22 protein-coding genes and 1 tRNA gene are annotated in these 21,440 nt (G+C 66.3%); 17 read left to right on the forward strand and 6 right to left on the reverse strand.

Features of this window, described 5'->3' with window-relative positions:
• Nucleotides 1-75: 75 nt before the first annotated feature.
• Nucleotides 76-1,068 (reverse strand): KpsF/GutQ family sugar-phosphate isomerase, encoded by a 993-nt coding sequence (locus tag Verru16B_RS08395; RefSeq protein ID WP_069961863.1) that lies wholly within the window; start codon nt 1,066-1,068, stop codon nt 76-78.
• A 72-nt stretch (nt 1,069-1,140) separates the two neighbouring features.
• Between Verru16B_RS08395 and Verru16B_RS08400 the strand changes: the two genes are divergently transcribed.
• The gene (locus tag Verru16B_RS08400; protein WP_083270212.1) at nt 1,141-2,019 is read left to right on the forward strand and encodes a Cell division protein CpoB; all 879 of its coding nucleotides are present in this window, start codon (nt 1,141-1,143) and stop codon (nt 2,017-2,019) included.
• A gap of 15 nt (nt 2,020-2,034) precedes the next feature.
• On the opposite strand, the gene Verru16B_RS08405 is transcribed toward Verru16B_RS08400, so the two are convergent.
• Together Verru16B_RS08405 and hemN are read right to left on the reverse strand one after the other, a co-directional pair.
• On the reverse strand, nt 2,035-2,490 hold the full coding sequence (locus Verru16B_RS08405) for a 6-pyruvoyl trahydropterin synthase family protein (protein WP_069961864.1): 456 nt from the start codon (nt 2,488-2,490) through the stop codon (nt 2,035-2,037).
• A 14-nt stretch (nt 2,491-2,504) separates the two neighbouring features.
• Nucleotides 2,505-3,905: an oxygen-independent coproporphyrinogen III oxidase gene (gene hemN / locus Verru16B_RS08410; RefSeq protein ID WP_069961865.1), complete on the reverse strand. Its 1,401-nt coding sequence runs from the start codon at nt 3,903-3,905 to the stop codon at nt 2,505-2,507.
• Between the two features lie 137 nt (nt 3,906-4,042).
• On the opposite strand from hemN, the gene Verru16B_RS08415 reads away from it, so the two are divergent.
• On the forward strand, nt 4,043-5,179 hold the full coding sequence (locus tag Verru16B_RS08415; protein ID WP_157772348.1) for an acyltransferase family protein: 1,137 nt from the start codon (nt 4,043-4,045) through the stop codon (nt 5,177-5,179).
• Nucleotides 5,180-5,193: 14 nt separating this feature from the next.
• Here Verru16B_RS08415 and Verru16B_RS08420 read toward each other — a convergent pair whose 3' ends face one another.
• The 3 genes from Verru16B_RS08420 to Verru16B_RS08430 form a co-directional block, all read right to left on the reverse strand.
• Complete coding sequence (locus tag Verru16B_RS08420) at nt 5,194-6,465, reverse strand: aminotransferase class V-fold PLP-dependent enzyme (protein WP_069961867.1); 1,272 nt, start codon at nt 6,463-6,465, stop codon at nt 5,194-5,196.
• Nucleotides 6,466-6,473: 8 nt separating this feature from the next.
• Complete coding sequence (sufU, locus tag Verru16B_RS08425; RefSeq protein ID WP_069961868.1) at nt 6,474-6,929, reverse strand: Fe-S cluster assembly sulfur transfer protein SufU; 456 nt, start codon at nt 6,927-6,929, stop codon at nt 6,474-6,476.
• A 180-nt stretch (nt 6,930-7,109) separates the two neighbouring features.
• Nucleotides 7,110-7,197, reverse strand: a tRNA-Ser gene (locus Verru16B_RS08430).
• A gap of 155 nt (nt 7,198-7,352) precedes the next feature.
• Between Verru16B_RS08430 and nuoB the strand changes: the two genes are divergently transcribed.
• The 15 genes from nuoB to Verru16B_RS08505 all read left to right on the forward strand — a co-directional run bounded on the left by nuoB (nt 7,353) and on the right by Verru16B_RS08505 (nt 21,436).
• Nucleotides 7,353-7,862 carry an NADH-quinone oxidoreductase subunit NuoB gene (nuoB, locus tag Verru16B_RS08435; protein WP_069961869.1) on the forward strand — a complete coding sequence of 170 codons (510 nt, stop codon included), beginning with the start codon at nt 7,353-7,355 and terminating at the stop codon, nt 7,860-7,862.
• Nucleotides 7,859-8,479 (forward strand): NADH-quinone oxidoreductase subunit C, encoded by a 621-nt coding sequence (locus tag Verru16B_RS08440; protein WP_069961870.1) that lies wholly within the window; start codon nt 7,859-7,861, stop codon nt 8,477-8,479. Before nuoB ends, Verru16B_RS08440 begins: the two co-directional genes overlap by 4 nt.
• A gap of 2 nt (nt 8,480-8,481) precedes the next feature.
• Nucleotides 8,482-9,720 (forward strand): NADH dehydrogenase (quinone) subunit D, encoded by a 1,239-nt coding sequence (gene nuoD / locus Verru16B_RS08445; protein WP_069961871.1) that lies wholly within the window; start codon nt 8,482-8,484, stop codon nt 9,718-9,720.
• A gap of 12 nt (nt 9,721-9,732) precedes the next feature.
• Nucleotides 9,733-10,218, forward strand: coding sequence for an NADH-quinone oxidoreductase subunit NuoE family protein (locus Verru16B_RS08450; protein WP_069961872.1), 486 nt, complete (start codon nt 9,733-9,735; stop codon nt 10,216-10,218).
• On the forward strand, nt 10,218-10,532 hold the full coding sequence (locus tag Verru16B_RS08455) for a hypothetical protein (protein WP_069961873.1): 315 nt from the start codon (nt 10,218-10,220) through the stop codon (nt 10,530-10,532). Before Verru16B_RS08450 ends, Verru16B_RS08455 begins: the two co-directional genes overlap by 1 nt.
• 10 nt (nt 10,533-10,542) lie before the next feature.
• Nucleotides 10,543-11,901, forward strand: coding sequence for an NADH-quinone oxidoreductase subunit NuoF (gene nuoF, locus Verru16B_RS08460; protein WP_069961874.1), 1,359 nt, complete (start codon nt 10,543-10,545; stop codon nt 11,899-11,901).
• Nucleotides 11,902-11,909: 8 nt separating this feature from the next.
• On the forward strand, nt 11,910-13,619 hold the full coding sequence (locus tag Verru16B_RS08465; protein ID WP_069961875.1) for an NADH-quinone oxidoreductase subunit G: 1,710 nt from the start codon (nt 11,910-11,912) through the stop codon (nt 13,617-13,619).
• 8 nt (nt 13,620-13,627) lie between these two features.
• The gene (locus Verru16B_RS08470) at nt 13,628-13,828 is read left to right on the forward strand and encodes a hypothetical protein (RefSeq protein WP_157772350.1); all 201 of its coding nucleotides are present in this window, start codon (nt 13,628-13,630) and stop codon (nt 13,826-13,828) included.
• Between the two features lie 6 nt (nt 13,829-13,834).
• Entirely contained in the window at nt 13,835-15,028 is a 1,194-nt protein-coding gene (locus Verru16B_RS08475) for a complex I subunit 1/NuoH family protein (RefSeq protein WP_069961877.1), read from the forward strand.
• 15 nt (nt 15,029-15,043) lie between these two features.
• Nucleotides 15,044-15,583, forward strand: coding sequence for a NuoI/complex I 23 kDa subunit family protein (locus Verru16B_RS08480; RefSeq protein WP_069961878.1), 540 nt, complete (start codon nt 15,044-15,046; stop codon nt 15,581-15,583).
• 3 nt (nt 15,584-15,586) lie between these two features.
• Entirely contained in the window at nt 15,587-16,093 is a 507-nt protein-coding gene (locus tag Verru16B_RS08485) for an NADH-quinone oxidoreductase subunit J family protein (protein ID WP_069961879.1), read from the forward strand.
• Nucleotides 16,090-16,398, forward strand: coding sequence for an NADH-quinone oxidoreductase subunit NuoK (gene nuoK, locus Verru16B_RS08490; protein WP_069961880.1), 309 nt, complete (start codon nt 16,090-16,092; stop codon nt 16,396-16,398). The genes Verru16B_RS08485 and nuoK overlap by 4 nt, the downstream gene beginning before the upstream one ends.
• 4 nt (nt 16,399-16,402) lie before the next feature.
• The gene (gene nuoL / locus Verru16B_RS08495; RefSeq protein WP_069961881.1) at nt 16,403-18,286 is read left to right on the forward strand and encodes an NADH-quinone oxidoreductase subunit L; all 1,884 of its coding nucleotides are present in this window, start codon (nt 16,403-16,405) and stop codon (nt 18,284-18,286) included.
• Nucleotides 18,287-18,382: 96 nt separating this feature from the next.
• Nucleotides 18,383-19,909: a complex I subunit 4 family protein gene (locus Verru16B_RS08500; protein WP_069961882.1), complete on the forward strand. Its 1,527-nt coding sequence runs from the start codon at nt 18,383-18,385 to the stop codon at nt 19,907-19,909.
• 12 nt (nt 19,910-19,921) lie between these two features.
• On the forward strand, nt 19,922-21,436 hold the full coding sequence (locus tag Verru16B_RS08505) for an NADH-quinone oxidoreductase subunit N (protein WP_069961883.1): 1,515 nt from the start codon (nt 19,922-19,924) through the stop codon (nt 21,434-21,436).
• Nucleotides 21,437-21,440: the final 4 nt, after the last annotated feature.

The raw sequence follows: 21,440 nt of genomic DNA on the forward strand, positions 1-21,440 counted from the left end.
ATCGTAGGTCCGGGACGGACCGGCGCAACACCGCCTTGCCTTTAGTTGGCGGTCTGTCGCCGCCTATAAAGCGCGCTACAGGATCTTCAGCTTCGGCAGATCCTGCACATCAATGTAGCCGGTCGGACGGCCCTGGCCGTCGACGGCAAACAGATCGGAAATCTTGAGCTGCTGGAAGATCTTCAGCGCCTCCACCGCGAGCGCCCCCGCCGGCACGGTCTTGCCGCCCTTGGTCATGAACGCGCTGACGGGCGTGGTGAGGAAAGCGGAGCCGCCGGTCAGGGCGCTGCGGCGGAAGTCCCCATCGGTGAAAATACCGGTCAGCCGGCCCTTGGCATCCACCAGGGCCACGGCGCCGGCCTTGGCCTTGGTCATGGCGAAGATGGCGCCCTGTACGGAGGTCTTCTTTTCCGGCAGCACGGGGCAGCCCGCGCCGGTGCGCATGATGTCCTTCACGCGCAGCAGGAGGGTCATGCCGAGGGTGCCGGCCGGGTGATACCGGGCAAAATCCTCGCGGGTGAGTCCGCGGCTTTCCAGCAGGACCATGGCGAGGGCGTCGCCGAGGGCCAGGGCGGCGGTCGTGCTGGCGGTCGGGGCGAGGGCGAGGGGGCAGGCCTCGCGCGGAGCCCGGTAGACCAGCCGATAGTCGGTGCTACGGGCCAGTTCGCTCGCGGGCGCGCCGGTCAGCGCCACGGTCTTGAGGCCGAACCGCTCGAAGAGGGGCAGCAGGCGGAGCATCTCCTGGGTCGCCCCGCTGTTGCTCAACAGGATCGCCAGGTCGCCCGCGGCGCAGAGGCCGAGGTCGCCGTGCAGCGCCTGGGTCGCGTCGAGAAAACACGAGGGCACGCCGATGCTGTTGAGCGTGCCGGCGATCTTCTGGGCGATCGGGGCGTTCTTGCCCACGCCGGACAGGATGAGCTTGCCGCCGGCGTCCACGGTGGCCTCGACGGCCCGAACCACGCTAACAAAGTCCTCATCGAGCCCCCGCGCGGTGGCGGTGAGCGCGGCCCGTTCAAGGGCGAGACAGGTGCGGGCCTTGGCGAGGAGGGTGGCGGCGTCCAGTGGCATCAAAAACTTGTGTTGGGTTGGGGCGGTGACAAACCTAGCCCGCAGCTGTCTGCGTTCAATTCATTTCCCTTTGTGCCACGCCTCCTGAAGACCTTTCGTCACCTGTGGCCCGTTCTGACGGGCCTGCTGGTGCTCGGGCTGGCGGGATGCGGGGACAATGACCGGCTGACTTACGCCAGCGAACTGGATGAGCCGAACTACCGGGAGGGACTTTCCCTGATGAAGGCCGGCCGGCGGCAGGAGGCGCTCACCGCCTTCCTGAAGGTGGTCGACAAGCGGCGCGACGACGCCCCGGAATCGCACCTGGAAGTCGGTTTGCTCTACGCCCAGCACATCAACGATCCGCTCTCCGCGATCTACCATTTCCGCAAATACCTCGCGCTGCGGCCCAACAGCCCGCAGGCCCCGCTGGTGCGCCAGCGCATCGACGCCGCGATCCGCGAGTTCGCCCGCACCATTCCGGCGCAACCGCTCGATCGCCAGGTGCAGCGCGTGGATCTCATCGCCACGCTGGACCGCCTGAAAGAGGAAAACGACGCGCTCAAGCTGCAACTCGCCGAGGCCCGCGCCGGCCGGGGCGTCACGCTGCCAGAGGGTGACAAGGTCCCCAGCCCGGCGGAGCCTGTCGTCGCGCCGGCCGAGGATTTCACGTTCTCGGTGGACACGCTGCGCACGGTGCGGACCCGCCCGGCGCCGCCGGCTCCTGCGCGGGTGACCCCGGCGCCGCCGGCCGCGACCTCCGCGACCCCCGCGCGGTCCGTTGCGAACCCGCCCGCGCCCGCGGCGACGGCGGCACGCCAGCATGTCGTCCGACCTGGCGACACGCTCTCCAAGCTGGCCCAGCAATATTACAACAACCGCGCGAAGTGGCGCGATATCTACGCGGCCAACCGCAACGTCATGCGCAACGAGGGCGACCTCAAGGTGGGCATGCAGCTCAAAATCCCCTGACCCGGGTCGGCGGCCTCAGGCCGAATACTCGGCCCAGCTCGTGGCGGTCTCCGTGACGCGGACGCGCTCGAGGCGCACGCCGGTCGGAATCGGGTACTCGCGCGTCGGATCCTGCGCCTGTTCCTGCAGGGTGCGCTGCAGCGTGTCGAAGATCGTGCGGGCCATGACCTCGGAGGTAGGATCCGTGGCGACGAAGGGAATCACACGTTCGGCGTAGGTCTGCTGGAAAAAGGCAAACTGGGGGTCGGCGGTGTTGAGGCAGAAGGCGTGGTCCCAGCGGTCGAGGAATTCGTTGAGCGCGTGCTTCAGGGCCTTGAAGTCGCAGACCATGTCGTTCGCGTCGAGTTGGTCGGCCGCGATCACGACCTCGACCGTGCGGCTGTGCCCGTGGGGAAAGCGGCAGCGGCCGCGATGTTTGGTCAAAAGGTGTCCGCTCTCAATGGTCAGGGTCTTGGCAATCCGATAGGGCATGACAGGGCGCGAGGTCAGACGGTGCTGGAGAATTTTCGCGGGCCGCGGTCGAGGTAGGCGTCAAACCGCATGGCGATGACGCGCCGGAAGAGTTCGCCCAGGGGGGTGATGTCAAATCCACCGGCGTCGCGCCGCAGCAGGCCGTCGGCCTCCAGGTCGGTGAGCGTGGCCAGTTCCGCAGCGTAGGTCTGGGCGACGTCGAGCCCGAGGCGCTGGCCGAGACCGACGAAGTCAAAGCGGCGGCGGCACATGATGTCCATGACGACGGCCCGGCGGTTGCGATCGTCCTCGCTGAGCAGGAACCCGCGCTCCACCGGGAGTTCGCCGCGGTTAAGCACCGCCTCGTATTCCTCGATGTTCTTGTGATTCTGGCGGAAGGAGCCGTCGGTCTGGGAGATTGAGGACATGCCGAAGCCGTAGAGCGAGGCGCCGGCGCGGGTCGTGTAGCCCTGGAAGTTGCGATACAGGGAGCCCTCCTCGTGGGCGACGGCGAGCTCGTCATCGGGGCGGGCAAAATGGTCCATGCCGATGTGCACGTAGCCGGCGGCGGTGAGCGCGCGGGTGGCGGTGGTGAGCATGGCGAGCTTGGCCTCGGTGGTCGGCAGCTGCCCGCGGTCGTCAAAGATCTTCTGGGCGGGCTTGATCCACGGGACGTGGGCGTAGCTGAAGACGGCGAGGCGGTCGGGATTCAGCGCGATGATCTCCGTGAGGGTTTGCGCGAAGGTCTCGGGGGTCTGCAGCGGCAGGCCGTAGATGAGGTCCACGCTGACGGACTGGTAACCGGCTTCCCGCAGCCAGGTGATGGCCTGCGCGGTCTGGTCGAGCGGCTGCCAGCGGTGGATGGCGAGCTGGACCTCCGGGTTGGTGTCCTGCACGCCGAGTGAGGCCCGGTTGCAGCCGAGGCGGCGGTAGGCCTCGACGTGTTCCTTGGTCAGGCGGCGCGGGTCGATCTCGACGGAGATCTCGGCGTCGGGCGCGAAGGTGAACACCGAGTGGATGGCGCGACCCATCCGGTCGATCTCGGCCGGAGGCAGGAAGGTCGGCGTGCCGCCCCCGAAGTGGAGTTGCGTGACGGGCCGCCGGGCATTCAGCAGCGGCTGCGTGATCGCAAGCTCCCGGGTGAGCAGGTCGACGTAGTCACCGGCCGACGAGCGGCGCCGCGTGATCACGGTGTTGCAACCGCAATACCAGCAGAGCGACTCGCAGAACGGCAGGTGGAAATAAAGGGACAGCGGCCGGGCGGGATCCGCGTTGTCGCGGGCGATCTCGGCGCGCAGGGCGGCACGGTCAACGTCGGCGGAAAACTGCGGGGCCGTCGGGTAGGACGTGTAGCGCGGTCCGGGTACGTTATATTTGCGAACCAGCTCGAGGGCGGGTTCGACGGTGGGCGGGACGGTGTAGCGTGGAGACACCATAAGGTCCAAAGGGTACCCGACCCGGCCCGGTCCGGCTGCGCATATCTTGCTCACCGCGGGCCACCCCTTGCCGGATCGGCGGTTTCAGCGTCACGGCGGGCCTTGCCCCCGGGGTGCTTCCGGTGTGTGTTGGGCGCGTGTCGAGCCCGCCCCCCGTCCCTTCCGCCCCCCGCGCCTGGTCGCTGGATATGCTCCGGGGCGCCTGTGCGCTGGCGGTTTTCCTGAATCACTGGGCTGTCTGGTCTGACTTCCAGCCGGTGGGTAGTGCGGGTACCTTGGTCCATGGCGGGCTGGAGCTGGTTTATCAGGCGTTCATCCAGCTGGCGTGGCCGACCGGGGGGCAGCACCCGGCGGTGATCTGTTTTTTCGTGCTCAGCGGCTTTTGTGTCCATGGTCCCTTCGAGCGGCGGCTGGGCCAACCGGTGGACTGGCGGGGGTATTTCCACCGGCGCACCCGGCGGATCATGCCCGTTTATTGGGCCGGCGCGCTGCTCGGTTTGGTCTACGTGCTGGCCTACCTGTGGCGGCCGGCCGCGGATCCGCTGCTCCAACTGCATGCGACGGCGACGCCGGCGGGGGTGGCAGCGCGTCTCGGCGGCTGGGCCGGCCTGTGGCCGGAGGAGATCTTCGCCGGCAACTACACGCTGGGGACGGTGGCGGTCGAGATCCTGATCTACCTGATGTATCCCTTGTTTTTCCTGGCGGCGGCCGCGGGCCGCTGGTGGCTGCTGGCCCTGATCGCGGTCGGGCTGCAATTCCTCGCGCTGGCCCTCCGGCATGTCGTGGATCCCTTCGTGCTGTTTTCCGGGGTGCTGGTCATGGCCCTGTTCTGGTATCTCGGGGCGTTGGCGGCGCATCTGCGGCGAAAACTAGACTGGCGGGTGCCCGGCTGGTGGCTGGGTGCGGGGTGGGCGCTTTTTCTGCTCCTTCAGCAAACGCCGCATTTTTTCGGCCTGAACATGCTGAAGCAACTCGTCTGGGGTCTCCTATGCATGGGCGGGATTGTCTGGCTGATCAGCTGGGAGGAGCGGCATCAGGCCAAGCGCGGGCACGCGCTCGTGCGTCTGCTGCGCGGGGCGGGCGACATCAGCTATCCCCTTTATGCGATGCACACCCCCGTGATCCTGCTGGTCAACTGGGGCCTGCTGACCGCGTTCGCCAGCCGCAGCTACGCCTGGCAGTTGTCGCTCAACCTGGTCCTGCCCGTCCTGGTTGCGATCCTGGTGCACCGGGAGATCGAGCGGCGCTTCTACCGGCCGCAACACCCCGGCTGAAGCCCGGCGAGCACTCAGCCGGCGAAGAACTTCTGGATGCGGGCGAGCGAGGCGACGAGCCGGTCGATCTCCGCCTCGGTGTTATAGAGATAGAAACTCGCGCGGGTCGTGCTGGTCAGTCCAAGCTTGCGCATGAGGGGCTGGTTGCAGTGGTGGCCGCCGCGCAGGGCGATGCCGTCCTCGTCGGCGAAGGTCACGACGTCATGCGCGTGCACCCCCTCGAAGGCGAAGCTGACGAGCCCGCTGCGCTCGGCGCCGGCGCGGGGGCCGATGATGCGGATGCCGGGCAGGGCGGAGAGTTTTTCCATCGCGACGCGGACCAGCCGGTCGTCGTGCGCGGCGATCTGCTCGCGGCCGAGGGCGTCGAGGTAGTCGCAGGCGGCGCCCAGGGCGATGGCGTCGGCGACGTTGGGGGTGCCGGCTTCGAAGCGTTCGGGGGCGGGTTTCCAGGTGGCGCCCTCGTAGGTGACCTGCACGACCATGCCGCCGCCGGTCTCGTCGGGGGCGAGCTTGTCCAGCAGCGCGCGACGGCCGTAGAGGACGCCGATGCCGGTCGGGCCGCACATTTTGTGCCCGGAGAAGGCGAGGAAATCGCAGCCGATCTGCTGTACGTCGAGAGGGACGTGGCCGATGGACTGGGCCGCATCGATCACGGTCACGGCACCGACGGCCCGGGCCCGGCGGCAGAGCTCGGCGACCGGGTTGATGGTGCCGAGCGTGTTCGAGATATGGGTGAACGCGAACAGCTTCACTTGCGGCGTGAGCAAGGTGTCGAGCGCGGCGAGGTCCAGTCCGCCCTCGCCATCGGCGCCGAGCAAGGGCACGTATTTGAGCGTCGCACCCGCGGCTTTGGCGGCCTGCTGCCAGGGCACGAGGTTGGAGTGGTGCTCGAACTCGGTGGTGAGCACGACATCGCCGGGTTTCAGGTGCGCGTGGCCCCAGCTACGCGCGACGAGGTTGATGCTCTCGGTGGTGCCGCGGGTGAAGAGAATTTCAGCGGGATCGGCGGCGTTGATGAACCGGGCGAGGCGGGTGCGGGCGCCCTCGTAGGCGTCGGTCGCCCGCATGGAAAGCGTGTGCAGGCCACGGTGGACGTTGCTGTTGTCGCGCTCGTAATAGCGGACCAGGGCGTCGATCACCGCGCGCGGTTTCTGCGAGGTGGCGCCGTTGTCGAGGTAGACGAGAGGCTTGCCGTTGACCTGTTGGTGGAGGACGGGGAAGTCGGCGCGGACGTTGCGCCAAGCCGCAGCCTGGAGATCGGAGTTCGAAGGGGGGAGATCGGACATCGTGCTCGTCAGTCCTTGTGCGTCTCGGTCGTGGCGGTGATCGGGTCGCCCTTCAGGGCGTTGAGGGCGGCGTGCCAGCCGAGGGTGGCGCACTTGATCCGCGCGGGGAACTGGTGGACGCCGGCGAGGGCCGCCAGGTCGGAAAGGTTGTTTTCGTCCACCTTGCCGGTGGTGACGAGGTGATGCACGTCGGCGTAAATGGCCTCGGCCTCCGGGGCGGTCTTGCCCTTGAGGTTGAGGGTCATGAGCGACGCGCTGGCCTGGGAGATGGCGCAGCCGGAGCCATCAAAGGAGATGTCGCCGATCCGGTCGCCGTCGAGCCGCAGGTAAACGGTGCATTGGTCTCCGCAGGAAGGGTTTTCGCCATGCGCGACGCGATTGGCCGTGGGCAGTTTGCCGCGGTTCCGCGGGCGGCGGTTGTGGTCCAGAATGACGGACTGGTAGAGGTCGGTGAGGTCTTGCATCAGCCGGAGGCGTGAACGGCGGAGGTTACGGCGGTGTGAGCTTTTGGCAACCCGTGAGTGCAGTACAGTGCCGGGCATGCCTTTCAGGCAGTTCCACGTGTGGGGCTGATGATTCCATGTGTTCCCGGTCTGGCGGCGGATCTGGGCCTGGCACGGGCCCGGCGGCAGCCGGGCGCAGACTGGCGGAGAGGGAGGGATTCGAACCCCCGGTACCTTGCGGTACACGCGCTTTCCAAGCGCGCGCATTCGACCACTCTGCCACCTCTCCGTTGTCTGTCGAAGGGGTCGAATAAAGGGAAAAGCCTCCGCCCCGGTCAACGGAAATTACTCAGTGAAAAATTTCACCTCATAATGGGGGGGCGGTAAACAAATCCTCCTTGCCGGGGTGGGGTGGGGCGGTAGCGTGGGTTGAATTTTTCCTCCATGGTCACCGCCAATCCGGAACTCACTTATAACAGCAAGATCGAGGGCGACATTGTGGTCACCCGGGTCGATGCGGCGATCAATTGGGTGCGCACCAACTCCATGTGGCCCATGCCGATGGGTCTGGCCTGCTGCGCCATCGAGCTGATGGCCGTCGCCGCCAGCCGGTTCGACATCGCCCGCTTCGGGGCCGAGGTCATGCGTTTCTCCCCCCGCCAGGCCGACTGCATGATCGTGGCCGGGACGGTCACCTACAAGATGGCCCCGGTGGTGCGTCGCATTTACGACCAGATGGCCTCCCCCAAGTGGGTGATCGCGATGGGCGCTTGCGCCAGCTCGGGCGGCATGTACCGCAGCTACGCCACCCTGCAGGGCGTGGACCGCATCATCCCGGTGGACGTCTACGTCAGCGGCTGCCCGCCCCGCCCGGAGGCGCTGCTCGACGCGCTCATGAAGCTCCAGGGCAAGGTCAAGAAAGAGCGTTCCTTCTCGAAGCTCCTGAGTGCATGACCACCGACGTCGCCATCACGACCGCCGTTGCCCAGCAGTTTCCCTCGACCACGCCCCGGGCGAGCCTGGATTGCCCGGCATTCAATGTCCCGGCCGCCGAGGCGCTCGCGCTGCTCCAGTACCTGCGCGACGCCCAGGGCTACGATTTCCTGATGGACCTGACCGCCGTCGACTGGAGCGCGGAGCAATCCCCCCGCTTCACCGTCGTCTGGCACCTCTACTCGAGCACCAAGCACTGCTATGTCCGCGTCGCCGCCGCTTGTCCGGCCGACGCCGACCCCGCAATGCCGACCGCCACGGGCCTGTGGGCCGGGGCCGACTGGCATGAGCGTGAGACCTACGACATGCTGGGCATCAAGTTTACCGGGCATCCCGACCTGCGCCGCATCCTGATGTGGGACGGCTACCCGTATTTCCCACTGCGCAAGGAGTTCCCCCTCGCCGGCCTGCCCACCGAGATGTCCGACGCCGAGATCAACGAGGAGATCAAGGTCGGCGTGATCTCCGCCCCGATGGCCGGCGGCCCCTTCGTCGCCACCCCGGGCGAGCCCATGAGCGAGGCCGAACCCCGCGCCAAGGATGAGGCGTGGAACGAAAAGAAAGAGAAACCCGAATAACCGTGGCCACCGACTTTTCCTTTCCCGATGCGGCCGCCAAGGCCGCCCAAGCGAACCTCCCGAAGGAGTTCGAGCCCGAGAAGATGTCCCTCTCGATGGGCCCCTCGCACCCGTCCACCCACGGCGTGCTGCGGATCCAGTTCGAGCTCGATGGCGAGACGGTGACCAAGGCCGACCCGGTCGTCGGCTACCTGCACCGCGGCGACGAGAAGATCGCCGAAAACATGACTTATAACCAGTTCGTGCCCTACACGGACCGGTTGGACTACCTCGCACCCCTGGCCAACAACATGGCCTACGCCATCGCGGTCGAGCGCCTCGCCGGCCTCGAGGTCCCGGCCCGCTGCCAGGCGATCCGCGTGATCACCGCCGAGATGGCCCGCGTCTCCGCCCACCTGATGGGCCTGGGCGCGTACGGCATCGATGTCGGCGCCTGGTCGGTGTTCATGTACTGCTTCGAGGAGCGCGAAAAACTCTACCGGCTCTTCGAGGAGCTGACGGGCGCGCGCTTCACCACTAGCTACACCCGTATCGGCGGCCTCTCCCGCGACGTCCCGGAGGGCTGGACCGGCCGCGTGGACCAGTTCTGCGACCAGTTCATGCCGATCCTCGACGAGATCCTCGGCCTGCTGACCCGCAACAAGATCTTTATCGACCGCACGGTGGGCGTGGGTGTGATTTCCCGCGCGGACGCCATCAGCTACGGCCTCACCGGCCCGAACCTGCGCGGCTCCGGCGTCGGCACGGACCTGCGCAAGGACCGGCCCTATTCCGGCTACGAGCAGTATGAGTTCGAGGTGCCGGTCGGCGCCAAGGGCGACTGTTACGACCGCTACCTCTGCCGCGGCGAGGAGATGAAGCAGTCCATCCGCATCATCAAGCAGGCTGTCGCGAAGTTCCCGTCCGGCGACTGGTACGCGAAGGATGCGCGCCGGATCTTCGCCCCGCCGAAGGACAAGGTTCTCACGTCGATGGAGGAGCTGATCAACAACTTCATGATCGTGACCGAGGGCCCGCAGATGCCGGCCGGCGAGGTCTACTTCGAGGCCGAGAATCCCAAGGGCGTGCTCGGCTTCTACATCGTGAGCAAGGGCGGCGGCGTGCCGTGGCGTATGAAGATCCGCAGCCCCTCGTTCTGCAACCTCTCCATCCTTCCCAAGCTCTGCGTCGGCAACATGGTGTCCGACGTCGTCTCCATCCTCGGCTCGCTCGACTTCGTCATGGGCGAGTGCGACCGCTGATCCCTGTCGTCGATGAATCTCAAACCTGAAACGCTTAAGCAGATCGACGAAGTGATCACCCATTACCCGGTGAAGCGCAGCGCCACGCTCCCGCTCCTGCACCTGGTGCAGGAGGACGCCGGCTGGATCTCGCCGGCGGCCATCGAGTGGATCGCCGCCAAGCTCGAGCTGCAGCCGATCAACGTGTACGAGGTCGTGACGTTCTACCCGATGTTCCGGCAGAAGCCGATCGGCCGCCGGCACATCAAGGTCTGTCGTACGCTCTCCTGCGCGCTCGTCGGCGGCTACAAGGTATGCGAGCAGTTCGAGCAGGAGTTCGGCTGCCACCGTGGCGAGATTTCCGCCGACGGCGAGGTGACCATCGAGTTTGTCGAGTGCCTCGCCAGTTGCGGCACCGGTCCGGTCGTGATGATCGACGACGACCTGCACGAGAAGGTCGACGCCGCCAAGGTCAAGGCGCTCAGCGCGCAGATCCGTACGGAGGCGAAAAAGAAGTGATGAAGAAGCTCCGCATCATGCAGGTTCCCCCCGTCCGCTTCGGCCTCGTGCTGGGGCTGATCAACGGGTTTGTCGGCATGATCGTGGCGCCCGTCCTGCTGCTCACGCTCGGCGCCGCCGCCACCGCGGCCGACCTGAACTACGCCCCCAAGCTGCTCGGCATCCCCTGGCTCTTCGCCGGGGCGGGCGCCCTGTTCATGCCCTTCATCCACGCCGTCGGCGGCTTCGTGTTCGGCGTGCTTCTCGCCATGGTCTACAACTTCGCCGCCCGCTGGACCGGCGGCATCGAGTTCGTCATTGACGACAAATCCTGATTTTCCGCCCATGTCCGTCCCTCAACAACGCCGCCTGATCTTCGCTCACATCGACGAGCCCGGCTACACCAACGATCTCGCCTGCTACCTCAAGCATGGCGGCTACGAGGTCATGAAGAAGGCGTTCGCCCGGCCCCCGGCGGAGCTGATCGACGAGGTCAAGAAGTCCGGCCTGCGTGGGCGCGGCGGCGCGGGTTTTCCGTGCGGTGTCAAATGGACCCTCGTGGACCGCAAGAGCGGCAAACCGATCTATCTCATCGTCAACGCCGACGAGTCCGAGCCCGGCACCTTCAAGGACCGGTACATCATGCACCAGGATCCGCACCAGCTGATCGAGGGCACGATGATCTCCTGTTTCGCGAACAACGTGAAGCAGGCCTACATCTACATCCGTGGCGAGATGCCGCACGGCGCCCGCATCCTCGAGAAGGCCATCGCCGAGGCCCGCGCGGCGAATTTTGTCGGCCAGAACATCCTCGGGACGAACTACAGCTGCGACATCTTCGTGCATCGCGGCGCCGGCGCCTACATCTGCGGCGAGGAGACCGGCCTGATCGAGTCCCTCGAGGGCAAGCGCGCCAACCCGCGCATCAAGCCCCCGTATTTCCCGGCCGTGCTCGGCCTCTACCAGTGCCCGACGATCGTGAACAACGTCGAGACGCTCTGCCATGTGAAGCACATCGCCGACATGGGCGGCGAGGCCTATACGCGGATCGGCACGCCCAACAACAGCGGCACGCGCATCTTCTGCGTCTCCGGCCATGTGCAGCGGCCCGGTTATTACGAGTTCGAGGCCGGCAAGATCACGATGGGCCAGCTCCTTAACGATGTCTGCGGCGGCCCACTGCCCGGGCGGACCTTCAAGGCCGTGATCCCCGGCGGCTCGTCCGCCAAGGTCATGCGCTTCGGCGAACGTTACAAGGGCAAGCGCAAGGTCGGCGCGGAGATGGTCGACTACGACTGGGGCGTCGAGGATGTCCCGATGGACTTCGATTCGCTCGGCATGATCGGCACGATGGGCGGCTCCGGCGGCGTCATCGTGATGGACGACACCGTCAACATGGTCGAGGCGCTCGCCAACATCAACGCCTTCTACCAACACGAGAGCTGCGGCCAGTGCACGCCCTGCCGCGAGGGCTCGCTCTGGATGAAGAAAATCACGTCGCGCATGGTGCACGGCGACGCCCGCGCCGAGGACGCCGCGCTGCTCAAGGCCGTGGCCGACCAGATCCCGGGCCGCACCATCTGCGCCTTCGGCGAGGCCTGCTCCTGGCCGACCCAGAGCTTCCTCGCCAAGTTCGGCGACGAGTTCAAGGGCTACCCCGAGGCCAAGAAAACCAAGGCGGCGCCCGCCGCGCCCCTGATCTGATTTCCGCAATGTCCACCGCTCCCGCCAAACCCGCCGACCTCGTGACCGTCAACATTGACGGCAAGGACATCGCCGTGCCGAAGGGCACGAACGTGATCGAGGCCGCCAAGCTCGTCGGGGTCGAGATCCCGCACTACTGCTACCATCCGAAGCTTTCCATCGTCGGCAATTGCCGCATGTGCCTCATCGAAATGGGTATGCCGGCCGTCGATCCCGCGACCAAGGCCCCGATCATGGATCCGGCCACCGGCAAGCAGAAGGTGAACTGGATCCCCCGCCCGCAGATCGGCTGCGGCACGAACGCTTCGCCCGGCCTGCACATCCGCACGAACACCCCGCTGGTGAAGGACTGCCGCGAGGGCGTGACGGAGATGCTGCTCATCAACCACCCGCTCGACTGCCCGATCTGCGATCAGGCCGGCGAGTGCAAGCTGCAGGAACACTCCACCGCCTACGGCCGTGGCTACTCCCGCTTTGTCGAGCAGAAGAACGTGAAGCCCAAGCGCACCGTGCTCGGCCCGCGCGTCACGCTCGATGACGAGCGCTGCATCCTCTGCTCCCGCTGCATCCGCTTCTCCAAGGAGATCGCGAAGGATGACGTCCTCGGTTTCGTCGACCGCGGCAGCTACAGCACGCTCACCTGCTACCCGGGCCGGGAGCTCGCGAACAACTACTCGCTCAACACGGTGGACATCTGCCCCGTCGGCGCGCTCACATCGACGGATTTCCGCTTCAAGATGCGCGTCTGGTTCCTCAAGCAGACGCCGTCCATCGACCCCGAGTCCTCCGTCGGCGCCAACACCGAGGTCTGGAGCCGTGAGGGTGTGATCTATCGCATCACTCCACGCCGCAACGATGCGGTGAACGACACGTGGATGACCGACTCCGGCCGCGCCCTCTACAAGCAGGTCAAGGCCGCCGACCGCCTGCTCGCGCCGGCCATCGCCGGCCAGCCCGCCCCGGCCGACCGGGCGCTGCAAGCCGCCGCCACTCTCCTCAAGGCCGGTGCCGTCGCTGTCGTCGGCTCGGGCCGCAGCAGCGTCGAGGAACAGTTTCTCACGAAGAAGCTCGCCGACGCGCTCCAGGTTTCCGCCTCATTGGTCAGCCGGGTGGGGGCAGGGGATGGCCTCCTCCTCTCCTCCGACCGCAACCCGAATGTCCGCGGTGCGCTCGTCACCGGGCTCATCACCGCCCTGCCGGCGCAAAAGCTCACGGCCCTCGCCGCCGACATCGATGCCGGCAAGGTGAAGACCGTGGTTTCCGTCGGCGAGGACCTGACCGCCGCCGGCCTCACCGCCGCGCAGCTCGCCAAGGTTGCCGTCATCTATCTCGGCACGCACCAGAACCCGACGAGCACGGCCGCGCAGGTGGTCATTCCGACTCTCACGGTGTTTGAAAAGTCCGGCAGCTTCGTGAACCAGCAGTTCCGCCTGCAGAAGTTCGCCCGCGCCGTGCCCGGTCCGGCCGGGGTTTCCGACGATCTCATCACCCTGGCCGAGCTCGTGGCCGCCGCCGGGGGCGGTATCCTGCCCTTCGAACTCGGGCTCCTGTGGGACGCCCTGGCCGCCACGGTGAAGCCGCTGGCCGGCCTCACCTACGCCAAGTTGCCGGCTCTGGGCCAGCCACTCGACGCCACCGCCTGGACCGGCCTGCCCTTCTGCGAGGGCGAGACCCTCCACTTCAAACCCGCCGCCGTGCCCACGGCCGCCAACGCCTGATGCGCACCATGGCTCCAGTCAGCGCCACGATTTTCCTGCTCCTCGGCGGGCTTTGCCTGGGCTTGGCTGCCCGGGAAAGACGGCGCCTGCAGGCCCAGGATCCGCTTGGCCGGACCACGGACTCCACCAACCGGCGCCAGCTGGACCTCGTCGGCCGGATGCTGGTACTGCTCGGCGGCGCCAACCTGATCTACGCCTTTTTGGCCTGACCACCCATGACCGCCATCGTCGAATTCTGGAATAATCTCCACCCCCTCCTGCAAGGCGTCATCAAGGGCCTCGCGGTGATCGGCGTCATGTTCCCGATCGGCGGGGCCTGCTCGCTGGTCGAGCGCAAGGTCTCCGCCGCGATCCAGGGCCGCCCCGGTCCGAACCGCGCGATGCCGTTCTGGTTCGCGTGGGTCCCGGTCATCGGCCCGTTCCTGCAGCGCCTCGGTGTGTTCCACCTCATGGCCGACGGCGCGAAGATGTTCTTCAAGGAGGACTCGCTGCCCGGCCACGTGAACAAGTTCTATTTCCTGCTCGCGCCGGTCGTGGCGATGATTCCCGCCCTCACCACCGTCACCGTCGTGCCCTTTGGCGCGTACTTCGACGAGGCCGGCCGGATGATCCCGCTGGTGCTCGCCAACCTTGATGTCGGCATACTCGCCGTCTTCGCCATCGGTTCGCTGGGGGTTTACTCTCTTATCCTCGCCGGCTGGGCCTCGAATTCCAAGTACCCCTTCCTCGGCGGCATCCGCGCCTCGGCCCAGCTCATCTCCTACGAGCTGTCCATGACGCTCGCCGTCGTCCCGGTGTTCCTGATGATCAATGTCCCCGGCGGCAGCGGCACGCTGAGCCTGACCGACGTCGTCGGGTTCCAGAGCGGCACCTGGCAGGGGCTGACGATGGCGAGCCTGCACGGCACGTGGTTCATCATGACGATGCCCTTGGCCGCGATCATCTTCCTCGTGGCGCTCTTCGCCGAGACGAACCGCCTGCCCTTCGACATGGCCGAGGGCGAGGCCGACCTCGTCGGCGGCTTCCACACGGAATATGGCGCGATGAAGTGGGGCCTGTTCTTCGTGGCCGAGTACTCGCACATGCTCATCGGCTCCGGCGTGTTCACCCTCCTGTTCCTCGGCGGCTGGAATCCGCTGCCCTTCGTGCCGCTCGCCAGCGTCGTGGGCTGGCTCGCCCACCTGTCGCCGCTCTTCCAGCATCCGCTCGCCGTCGGCCTGCTCTCGATCGGCATCTTCCTGGCGAAGGTGCTGTTCTTCATGTTCCTCTTCATGTGGGTGCGCTGGACGGTTCCGCGCTTCCGCTACGACCAGGTGATGAAGCTCGGCTGGCAGAAGCTCCTGCCCCTCGCCATCGGCAACCTCATCTTCTACGCGGTCCTCATCGCGCTGCTGCAGCCCAAGCTCTGACCACTGATTTCGTCCATGCCCTACGTCGTCGAACGCAAACCCCTCACGCTCCTCGAGCGCGTCTACATCCCGCAGATCCTCGCGGGTCTGAGGGTGACGTTGAAGCACCTCTTCGCCCCGAACGTCACGATGGAGTACCCGGAGCAGCGCCCGCCGATCCCGGCCGGCTACCGCGGGGTGCCGACGCTGGTCAAGGATCCGAACGGCCGCGAGAAATGCGTCTCCTGCCAGCTCTGCGAGTTTGTCTGCCCGCCGAAGGCCATCCGCATCACGCCGGGCGAGGTGCCCGCCGACCAGCCGGACCGCGCCCACGTCGAGAAGGCCCCGCAGGCCTTCGACATCGACATGCTGCGCTGCATCTACTGCGGCCTGTGCCAGGAAGTCTGCCCCGAGGAGGCTATCTTCCTGCAGAACCAGTTTTCCATGACCGGCTACACCCGCGCCGAGATGGTCAACGACAAGGCCCGCCTCTACGAGCTCGGGGGCACGCTGCCCGACCAGCATTTCAAGTGGGACAAGAAGAAGGACGCCGCCGAGCACGGCAACGCACACTGAGCTATGGATAACTTCCTCTTCCTCGTTTTCTCGCTGCTGACCCTCGTCAGCGCCCTGCTCGTCGTGCTGAACAAGAACGCCGTCAACGCGGCCATGTTCCTGCTCGTCTCGCTGGTGGGCCTGGCCGGGCTCTTCGTGCTGCTGGACGCCGCGCTGCTGGCCTTCGTGCTGTTGCTGGTGTACGCGGGCGCGGTCGTCGCGCTGTTTCTTTTCATCATCATGCTGCTCGACACCACCCCGGGCACGCAGAAGCCCTTCGGCAAGTTCTCGATCGCCGGCGCGGTCCTCGGCGGCGCGCTGCTCTTCGTGGGGGCGCACATGGTGGGCAGAAATGCGCCCAAGGCCGAGGCGGTCGCCCCGGCGGTCCCGACCATGAAGAACTACGCCGAGCTGCTCTTCACCACCTACCTCCTGCCGGTGCAGGTCGTGGGCTTCATGCTCCTCATCGCCATGCTCGGCGTCATCGTGCTCAGCAAAAAACTCGCTTCACCGACGGAGGCCGCCTCGTGAACCCCGCCGGACTCGACACCTACCTGGCCGTCAGCGCCCTGCTGTTTGCCCTCGGCTTTCTCGGCGTGCTGCTGCGCCGCAACACGCTGGTGATCTACATGTGCCTCGAGCTCATGCTGCTCGCCTCGACGCTCGCCCTCGTGGCCTTCTCGAAGTTCCAGGGCACGCTGGACGGGGCTGTCTTCGTCTTCTTCATCCTCACCATTGCGGCGGCCGAGGTCGCCGTGGGCCTCGCCATCATCGTCGCGCTCTTCCGCCGGCGCCACACGGTTTCCGTCGAGGAACTGAACCATTTGAAGCACTGATCCGATGAGCCTGCTCCAACACGCCATTCTCATGCTGCTCCTGCCGCTCGCCTCGGCGGTGGTGATCGCGCTGTTCCTGCGCCGGCGGGGCGCCATCGCGGCCTACCTCTCGACGGTCACGGCCGGCGCGATTGCGGTCATCGCCCTCATCCTGCTCCAGCACGGCGAACGCTTCGAGGATTCCGTCGAGTGGTTGCGCTTCGGCAGCTTCGCCCTCTCGCTCGGCATCAAGTTCGACGACCTCGCGGCCCTGATGATGTTTGTGGTCGGTTTCGTCGGCTTCCTTATCCACGTCTTCTCGCTCGGCTACATGCACGACGATGCGGCCCGGGCCCGCTTCTTCGGCGGTCTGTCGATCTTCATGTTCTCGATGATCGGCATCGTCCTCGCCGACAACCTGTTCATGATTTTTATCTTCTGGGAGCTGGTCGGATTCAGTTCCTGGCTGCTGATCAACCACTATCTCCACAAGCAGTCCGCGGCCGACGCCTCGAAGAAGGCCTTTATCGTGAATCGCGTCGGTGACTTCGGTTTCCTGCTCGGCATCATCATGTGCTACTGGGCGAACGGCACGGTGAACTTCACCGAGCTGGGTGCACTGGGCGCGGCCCAGAAGCTGGTCTTCAGCACCGCCATCCCCTTGCTCCTGTTCTGCGGCGCCATGGGCAAGTCGGCCCAGATGCCCCTGCAGGTGTGGCTGCCCGACGCGATGGAGGGCCCGACGCCCGTCTCCGCCCTCATCCACGCCGCCACCATGGTGGCCGCCGGTATCTTCATGCTTTGCCGCATCAATGTCCTGATGGTGCCCGATGCGCTGACGGTCATCATGTGGATCGGCACGGTCACGGCGCTCTACGCCGCGCTCTGCGCGATTGTGCAAAGCGACATCAAGAAGGTGCTGGCCTACTCGACGCTCTCGCAGCTCGGTTACATGGTCGCGGCCTTCGGTCTCGGTTCTTTGACCACGCGCCACGAGATGGGGGGCATGGTGCACGAGGTGGTCCTCGCCGCCGGTGTCGGCGCCGCGATGTTCCACCTCACGACCCACGCCTTCTTCAAGGCCCTGATGTTCCTCGGCTCGGGCTCCGTGATCCACGGCTGCCATCATGAGCAGGACATCTTCAAGATGGGCGGGCTCGCGAAGAAGATGCCGGTCACCTTCATCACCTTCACGATCGGTGTCTTCGCCATCATCGGCATGCCCGGCTTGGCCGGCTTCTTTTCGAAGGATTCCATTCTCTATCTCGCCATGGAGAAGAACAGCGCGGTCTTCGCCGTGCTGGCCCTCACCGCCGTGCTCACCTCGTTCTACATGATCCGTCTGTGGAAGCTCACCTTCTTCGGCGCGACCCGCTCCAAGGATGCCGGCCACGCTCATGAGAGCGGTTTAACCATGACCCTGCCGTTGATCGTGCTCGCCCTGCTTTCCCTGGCCGGCGGTTACGGCGCGGTGTTCGGCAAGCTGGGCGGCGACATCGCGGACCTCATCCCGCACGCCCACGGCTCGGCTCACACCACGATCCTGCTCGTTTCGCTGGCCGTGATGACCCTCGGTGGCGGCGCCGCGTGGTTCTTCTACAAACCCTCCGACCACGACACGCTGGAGGAGAAGTCCCGTCCGATCTTCGCCCTGCTCACCGGCGTGAAGGAATCCTTCGACCGGGTCTACGACTACTACGTGGCCAAGGTGCAGCAGCGTTTCGCGATGCTGCTCAACTTCCTCGAGCAAATCTTCCTCGCGGGCCTCATCATCCGCGGGCTCGCCGGGGTGGCGGGCCTGGTCGGGCTCGGCGCCCGGTCGCTCTACACCGGCAGCCTCCACGCCTACGTTTACTGGTTCCTGCTCGGCGCCGTGGTCCTCTGGGCCTTCGCCGCCGGGGTTTTCTAAGATGCGTCCCTTTAACTTCATTTCCGCTGCCGTGGTGGAGCCTGTGCTCCGCACGGGCTTAACCTGCGCGGAGCGCAGGTTCTCCCTCTCGTCGTGATGCCCTCCAACGCCCAACTTCTGCAGCTCGCCATCGCCACGCCGCTCGGGGCCGCGCTCATCATTGCGCTCGGGCTGCCCAAGCGGTTCGCGATCAAGCTCGCCGCCGCCGCCTTCGCCCTGCCGCTGGCCCTCGCCCTGTGGCTGTGGGCGCAGTTCCCCGCCGAGGGGGCGCAGCACTACCACTTTCTCAGCTCCTTTGACACCGGTCTCGCCCGCTTCGGCATCACGCTGAAGCTCGGCCTCAACGGCATCGCGCTGCCGATGTTCCTGCTCGCCGCCATCGTCGGGTTTGCCGCCGGCCTCTACGCGCTGCGCTCGCAGGCGGAGCGGCTCAAGCTCTACCTCACGCTGCTGCTGATCATGCACGGCGGCCTGCTCGGGGTCTTCGCCTCGGTGGACATCTTCTTCTTCTATTTCTTCCACGAGCTGGCCCTCATCCCGACCTTCATCATGGTCGGCATCTGGGGCGGCCGCGACCGCAACTACGCGGCGATGAAAATGACGATCTACCTCACGGTTGGCGCCATGCTCTCGCTGATCGGCCTGATCGCCCTCTACGTGAAGAGCGGTGCCAACACCTTCGACCTGATCGAGCTCAAGCGCGCCATCGCCGAGGAAGGCATCCGCGGCACGACGCAGAACTACATCTTCGGCCTGCTGATGTTCGGCTTCGGCATCCTCGTTTCGCTCTGGCCCCTGCACACGTGGGCCCCGCTGGGCTACGGCGCCGCGCCGAGTTCCGCCGCCATGCTGCACGCCGGCGTGCTCAAGAAGTTCGGCCTCTACGGCCTGATCCAGATCGCCCTGCCGCTGCTGCCCGAGGGCGCCGCGCACTGGGCCTGGAAGCTCGCCCTGCTGGCCGCCGTCGGCAACGTCCTGATCATCGGCTTGGTCACGATGGCCCAGCGCGACCTGAAGCAGATGCTCGGTTACAGCTCCGTCATGCACATGGGCTACTGTTTTCTCGGCATCGCGGCCCTCTCGACCATCGGCATCGGCGGGGTGGTCCTCCTGATGGTGGCGCACGGCCTGTCCGTGGCGCTGCTCTTCCTCCTCGCGACCTGCATCCATCACCGGACCCACACGTTCGATATGTCCGAGATGGGCGGCCTCGCGCAAAAGACCCCGGTGCTCGCGGCGTTTTTCGTCGCGGCCACCATGGCCAGCATCGGCCTGCCGGGCTTCGCCAACTTCTGGGGTGAACTCACCGTCTTCGTCGCCCTGTGGCAATTCTCCCCGGCCCTGACCGCCGTGGCTGTCGCTGGCGTGGTTATCTCCGCCATCTACGGCCTGCGCGCCGCCGCCCGGGTGTTCTTCGGCCCACCGACGGAGGCGTTGCAGCGGGTCACCGCCCAGCACCCGCCCGCCGACCTCGGCTGGGGTGAGCGCGTACCCGCGCTGGTGCTCCTCGCCGCGCTGTTGTTCTTCGGTTTCTACCCCAAGGCCCTCTCGCTTCCCGTGGACCAGGCACTGAATCCCCCGGCCCCGCTCGCGGCCACCGCCCCGGTCACCTTCCAACGCTGATTTCCCGCCGCCATGTCCACGGAACTTCTCAAGGCAGTCGCTGATTCGAACCAATGGTGGGCCCTCGGGCCGGAAATGATCCTGGCCTGCGCCGCCCTCGGCCTGCTGGTGCTGGAACTCATCACCCCGAAAGAACACCACGGGGTCATCCCGCGCTTTGCCATCCTGTCGCTGGCCATGGTCCTGGTGACCGTGCTCTTCAATTTTGACCACACTTGGGGCGGGAACCTGCTCTTCGGCGGTTTGATCCAGCTCAGCCTGCCGGGCCAGATTGCCCGCGTGTTCTTCCTCCTCTCGTCCCTGCTCGTGTGTTTCCTTGGCACGATCTGCCTGCCGCGCACCCGGATGCCGCGCGTCGAGTTCTACCACATCGTGCTGGTGGTCACCGCCGCGCTCATGCTCCTCGCGCAGAGCAACCACTTCGCGATGTTCTTTGTCGCGCTGGAGACGGTCACGATTGGGTTCTACATCCTCGTCAGCTATTTCCGCGACAACGCCCTCACCCTGGAGGCCGGCCTCAAGTACCTCGTCCTCGGCGCCCTCAGCTCGGCGATCATGCTCTTCGGCATTGTGCTGCTGTACGGCGCGGTGGGCCGCGTGGAGATCGATGGGATCGTGCACACCGGCTTTGAATTTCCGATTGTGGCGGAGTTCCTGCGCAACAATCCCGACAACTTCCTGGCCATCGCCGGCACGCTGCTCGTGCTGAGCGGCGTGGCGTTCAAGATTGGCGCATTCCCCTTCCAGATCTGGATCCCCGACGTCTACCAGGGTGCCCCGACGCCTGTGACCGCTTTCCTGGCCGTCTCGTCCAAGGCCGCCGGTTTCGCGGTGCTGATGACGCTGGTGCTGACCGTGTTTCATCCGCTGATCGACGTGCTCGTGCCGGTGCTCTCGCTGCTGGCCGCCGCCACGATCCTGTTCGGCAACCTCTCGGCCCTTTCCCAGCGCAACACCAAGCGCCTGATGGGCCTGTCGGGCGTGTCGCACGCCGGCTACCTGCTCATCGGCGTGGTGGCGGCGCTGACCGTGCCGTGGGCGGCCTCGGCCGTCTGGTTCTACCTCTTCACCTACCTCTTCGCCTCGATGGCGGTGTTTGGCGTGATGGCGCATCTGGCTGGCGCGGACGACACCGTGCAGGAACTTGACCACTACGAGAAGCTGGCCAAGGAGCGTCCCTTCCTTGGCGCCGTGCTCGCCGTGGGCGTCGGCTCGCTGGCTGGCATCCCGCCGCTGGCCGGCTTCATGGGCAAGCTGCTGATCTTCGTCGCCGCCTTCCAGGCGCACCTGTACGGCCTGCTGGCTGTGGCGGTGGTGGGCGTGGTGCTCTCGATCTTCTACTACTTCGGTTGGATCAAGGCGGCCTACTTCGAGACCTGGTCGCCCAATCCCGCGGCGGCCGATGCCCCCAAGGCGACGGTCACGACCCCCACCTTCATCGGCCATGCGGTGCTCACCGCCTTGGCGCTCGCGACCGTCCTTCTCGGCTTCTACCAGGAACCGCTGACCCGCTGGCTGATGCCGTAAAGTC

Origin of the sequence: Lacunisphaera limnophila, assembly GCF_001746835.1 — a bacterium.
GTDB lineage: Bacteria > Verrucomicrobiota > Verrucomicrobiia > Opitutales > Opitutaceae > Lacunisphaera > Lacunisphaera limnophila.

Excerpts from the sequence above, each read along its gene's own strand:
- Verru16B_RS08395 (WP_069961863.1), bottom strand. The coding sequence starts at position 1,068 with ATGCCACTGGACGCCGCCACCCTCCTCGCCAAGGCCCGCACCTGTCTC.
- Verru16B_RS08405 (WP_069961864.1), bottom strand. The coding sequence starts at position 2,490 with ATGCCCTATCGGATTGCCAAGACCCTGACCATTGAGAGCGGACACCTT.
- hemN (WP_069961865.1), bottom strand. The coding sequence starts at position 3,905 with ATGGTGTCTCCACGCTACACCGTCCCGCCCACCGTCGAACCCGCCCTC.
- Verru16B_RS08420 (WP_069961867.1), bottom strand. The coding sequence starts at position 6,465 with ATGTCCGATCTCCCCCCTTCGAACTCCGATCTCCAGGCTGCGGCTTGG.
- sufU (WP_069961868.1), bottom strand. The coding sequence starts at position 6,929 with ATGCAAGACCTCACCGACCTCTACCAGTCCGTCATTCTGGACCACAAC.
- nuoB (WP_069961869.1), top strand. The coding sequence starts at position 7,353 with ATGGTCACCGCCAATCCGGAACTCACTTATAACAGCAAGATCGAGGGC.
- Verru16B_RS08440 (WP_069961870.1), top strand. The coding sequence starts at position 7,859 with ATGACCACCGACGTCGCCATCACGACCGCCGTTGCCCAGCAGTTTCCC.
- Verru16B_RS08450 (WP_069961872.1), top strand. The coding sequence starts at position 9,733 with ATGAATCTCAAACCTGAAACGCTTAAGCAGATCGACGAAGTGATCACC.
- Verru16B_RS08455 (WP_069961873.1), top strand. The coding sequence starts at position 10,218 with ATGAAGAAGCTCCGCATCATGCAGGTTCCCCCCGTCCGCTTCGGCCTC.
- nuoF (WP_069961874.1), top strand. The coding sequence starts at position 10,543 with ATGTCCGTCCCTCAACAACGCCGCCTGATCTTCGCTCACATCGACGAG.
- Verru16B_RS08465 (WP_069961875.1), top strand. The coding sequence starts at position 11,910 with ATGTCCACCGCTCCCGCCAAACCCGCCGACCTCGTGACCGTCAACATT.
- Verru16B_RS08470 (WP_157772350.1), top strand. The coding sequence starts at position 13,628 with ATGGCTCCAGTCAGCGCCACGATTTTCCTGCTCCTCGGCGGGCTTTGC.
- Verru16B_RS08475 (WP_069961877.1), top strand. The coding sequence starts at position 13,835 with ATGACCGCCATCGTCGAATTCTGGAATAATCTCCACCCCCTCCTGCAA.
- Verru16B_RS08480 (WP_069961878.1), top strand. The coding sequence starts at position 15,044 with ATGCCCTACGTCGTCGAACGCAAACCCCTCACGCTCCTCGAGCGCGTC.
- Verru16B_RS08485 (WP_069961879.1), top strand. The coding sequence starts at position 15,587 with ATGGATAACTTCCTCTTCCTCGTTTTCTCGCTGCTGACCCTCGTCAGC.
- nuoL (WP_069961881.1), top strand. The coding sequence starts at position 16,403 with ATGAGCCTGCTCCAACACGCCATTCTCATGCTGCTCCTGCCGCTCGCC.
- Verru16B_RS08500 (WP_069961882.1), top strand. The coding sequence starts at position 18,383 with ATGCCCTCCAACGCCCAACTTCTGCAGCTCGCCATCGCCACGCCGCTC.
- Verru16B_RS08505 (WP_069961883.1), top strand. The coding sequence starts at position 19,922 with ATGTCCACGGAACTTCTCAAGGCAGTCGCTGATTCGAACCAATGGTGG.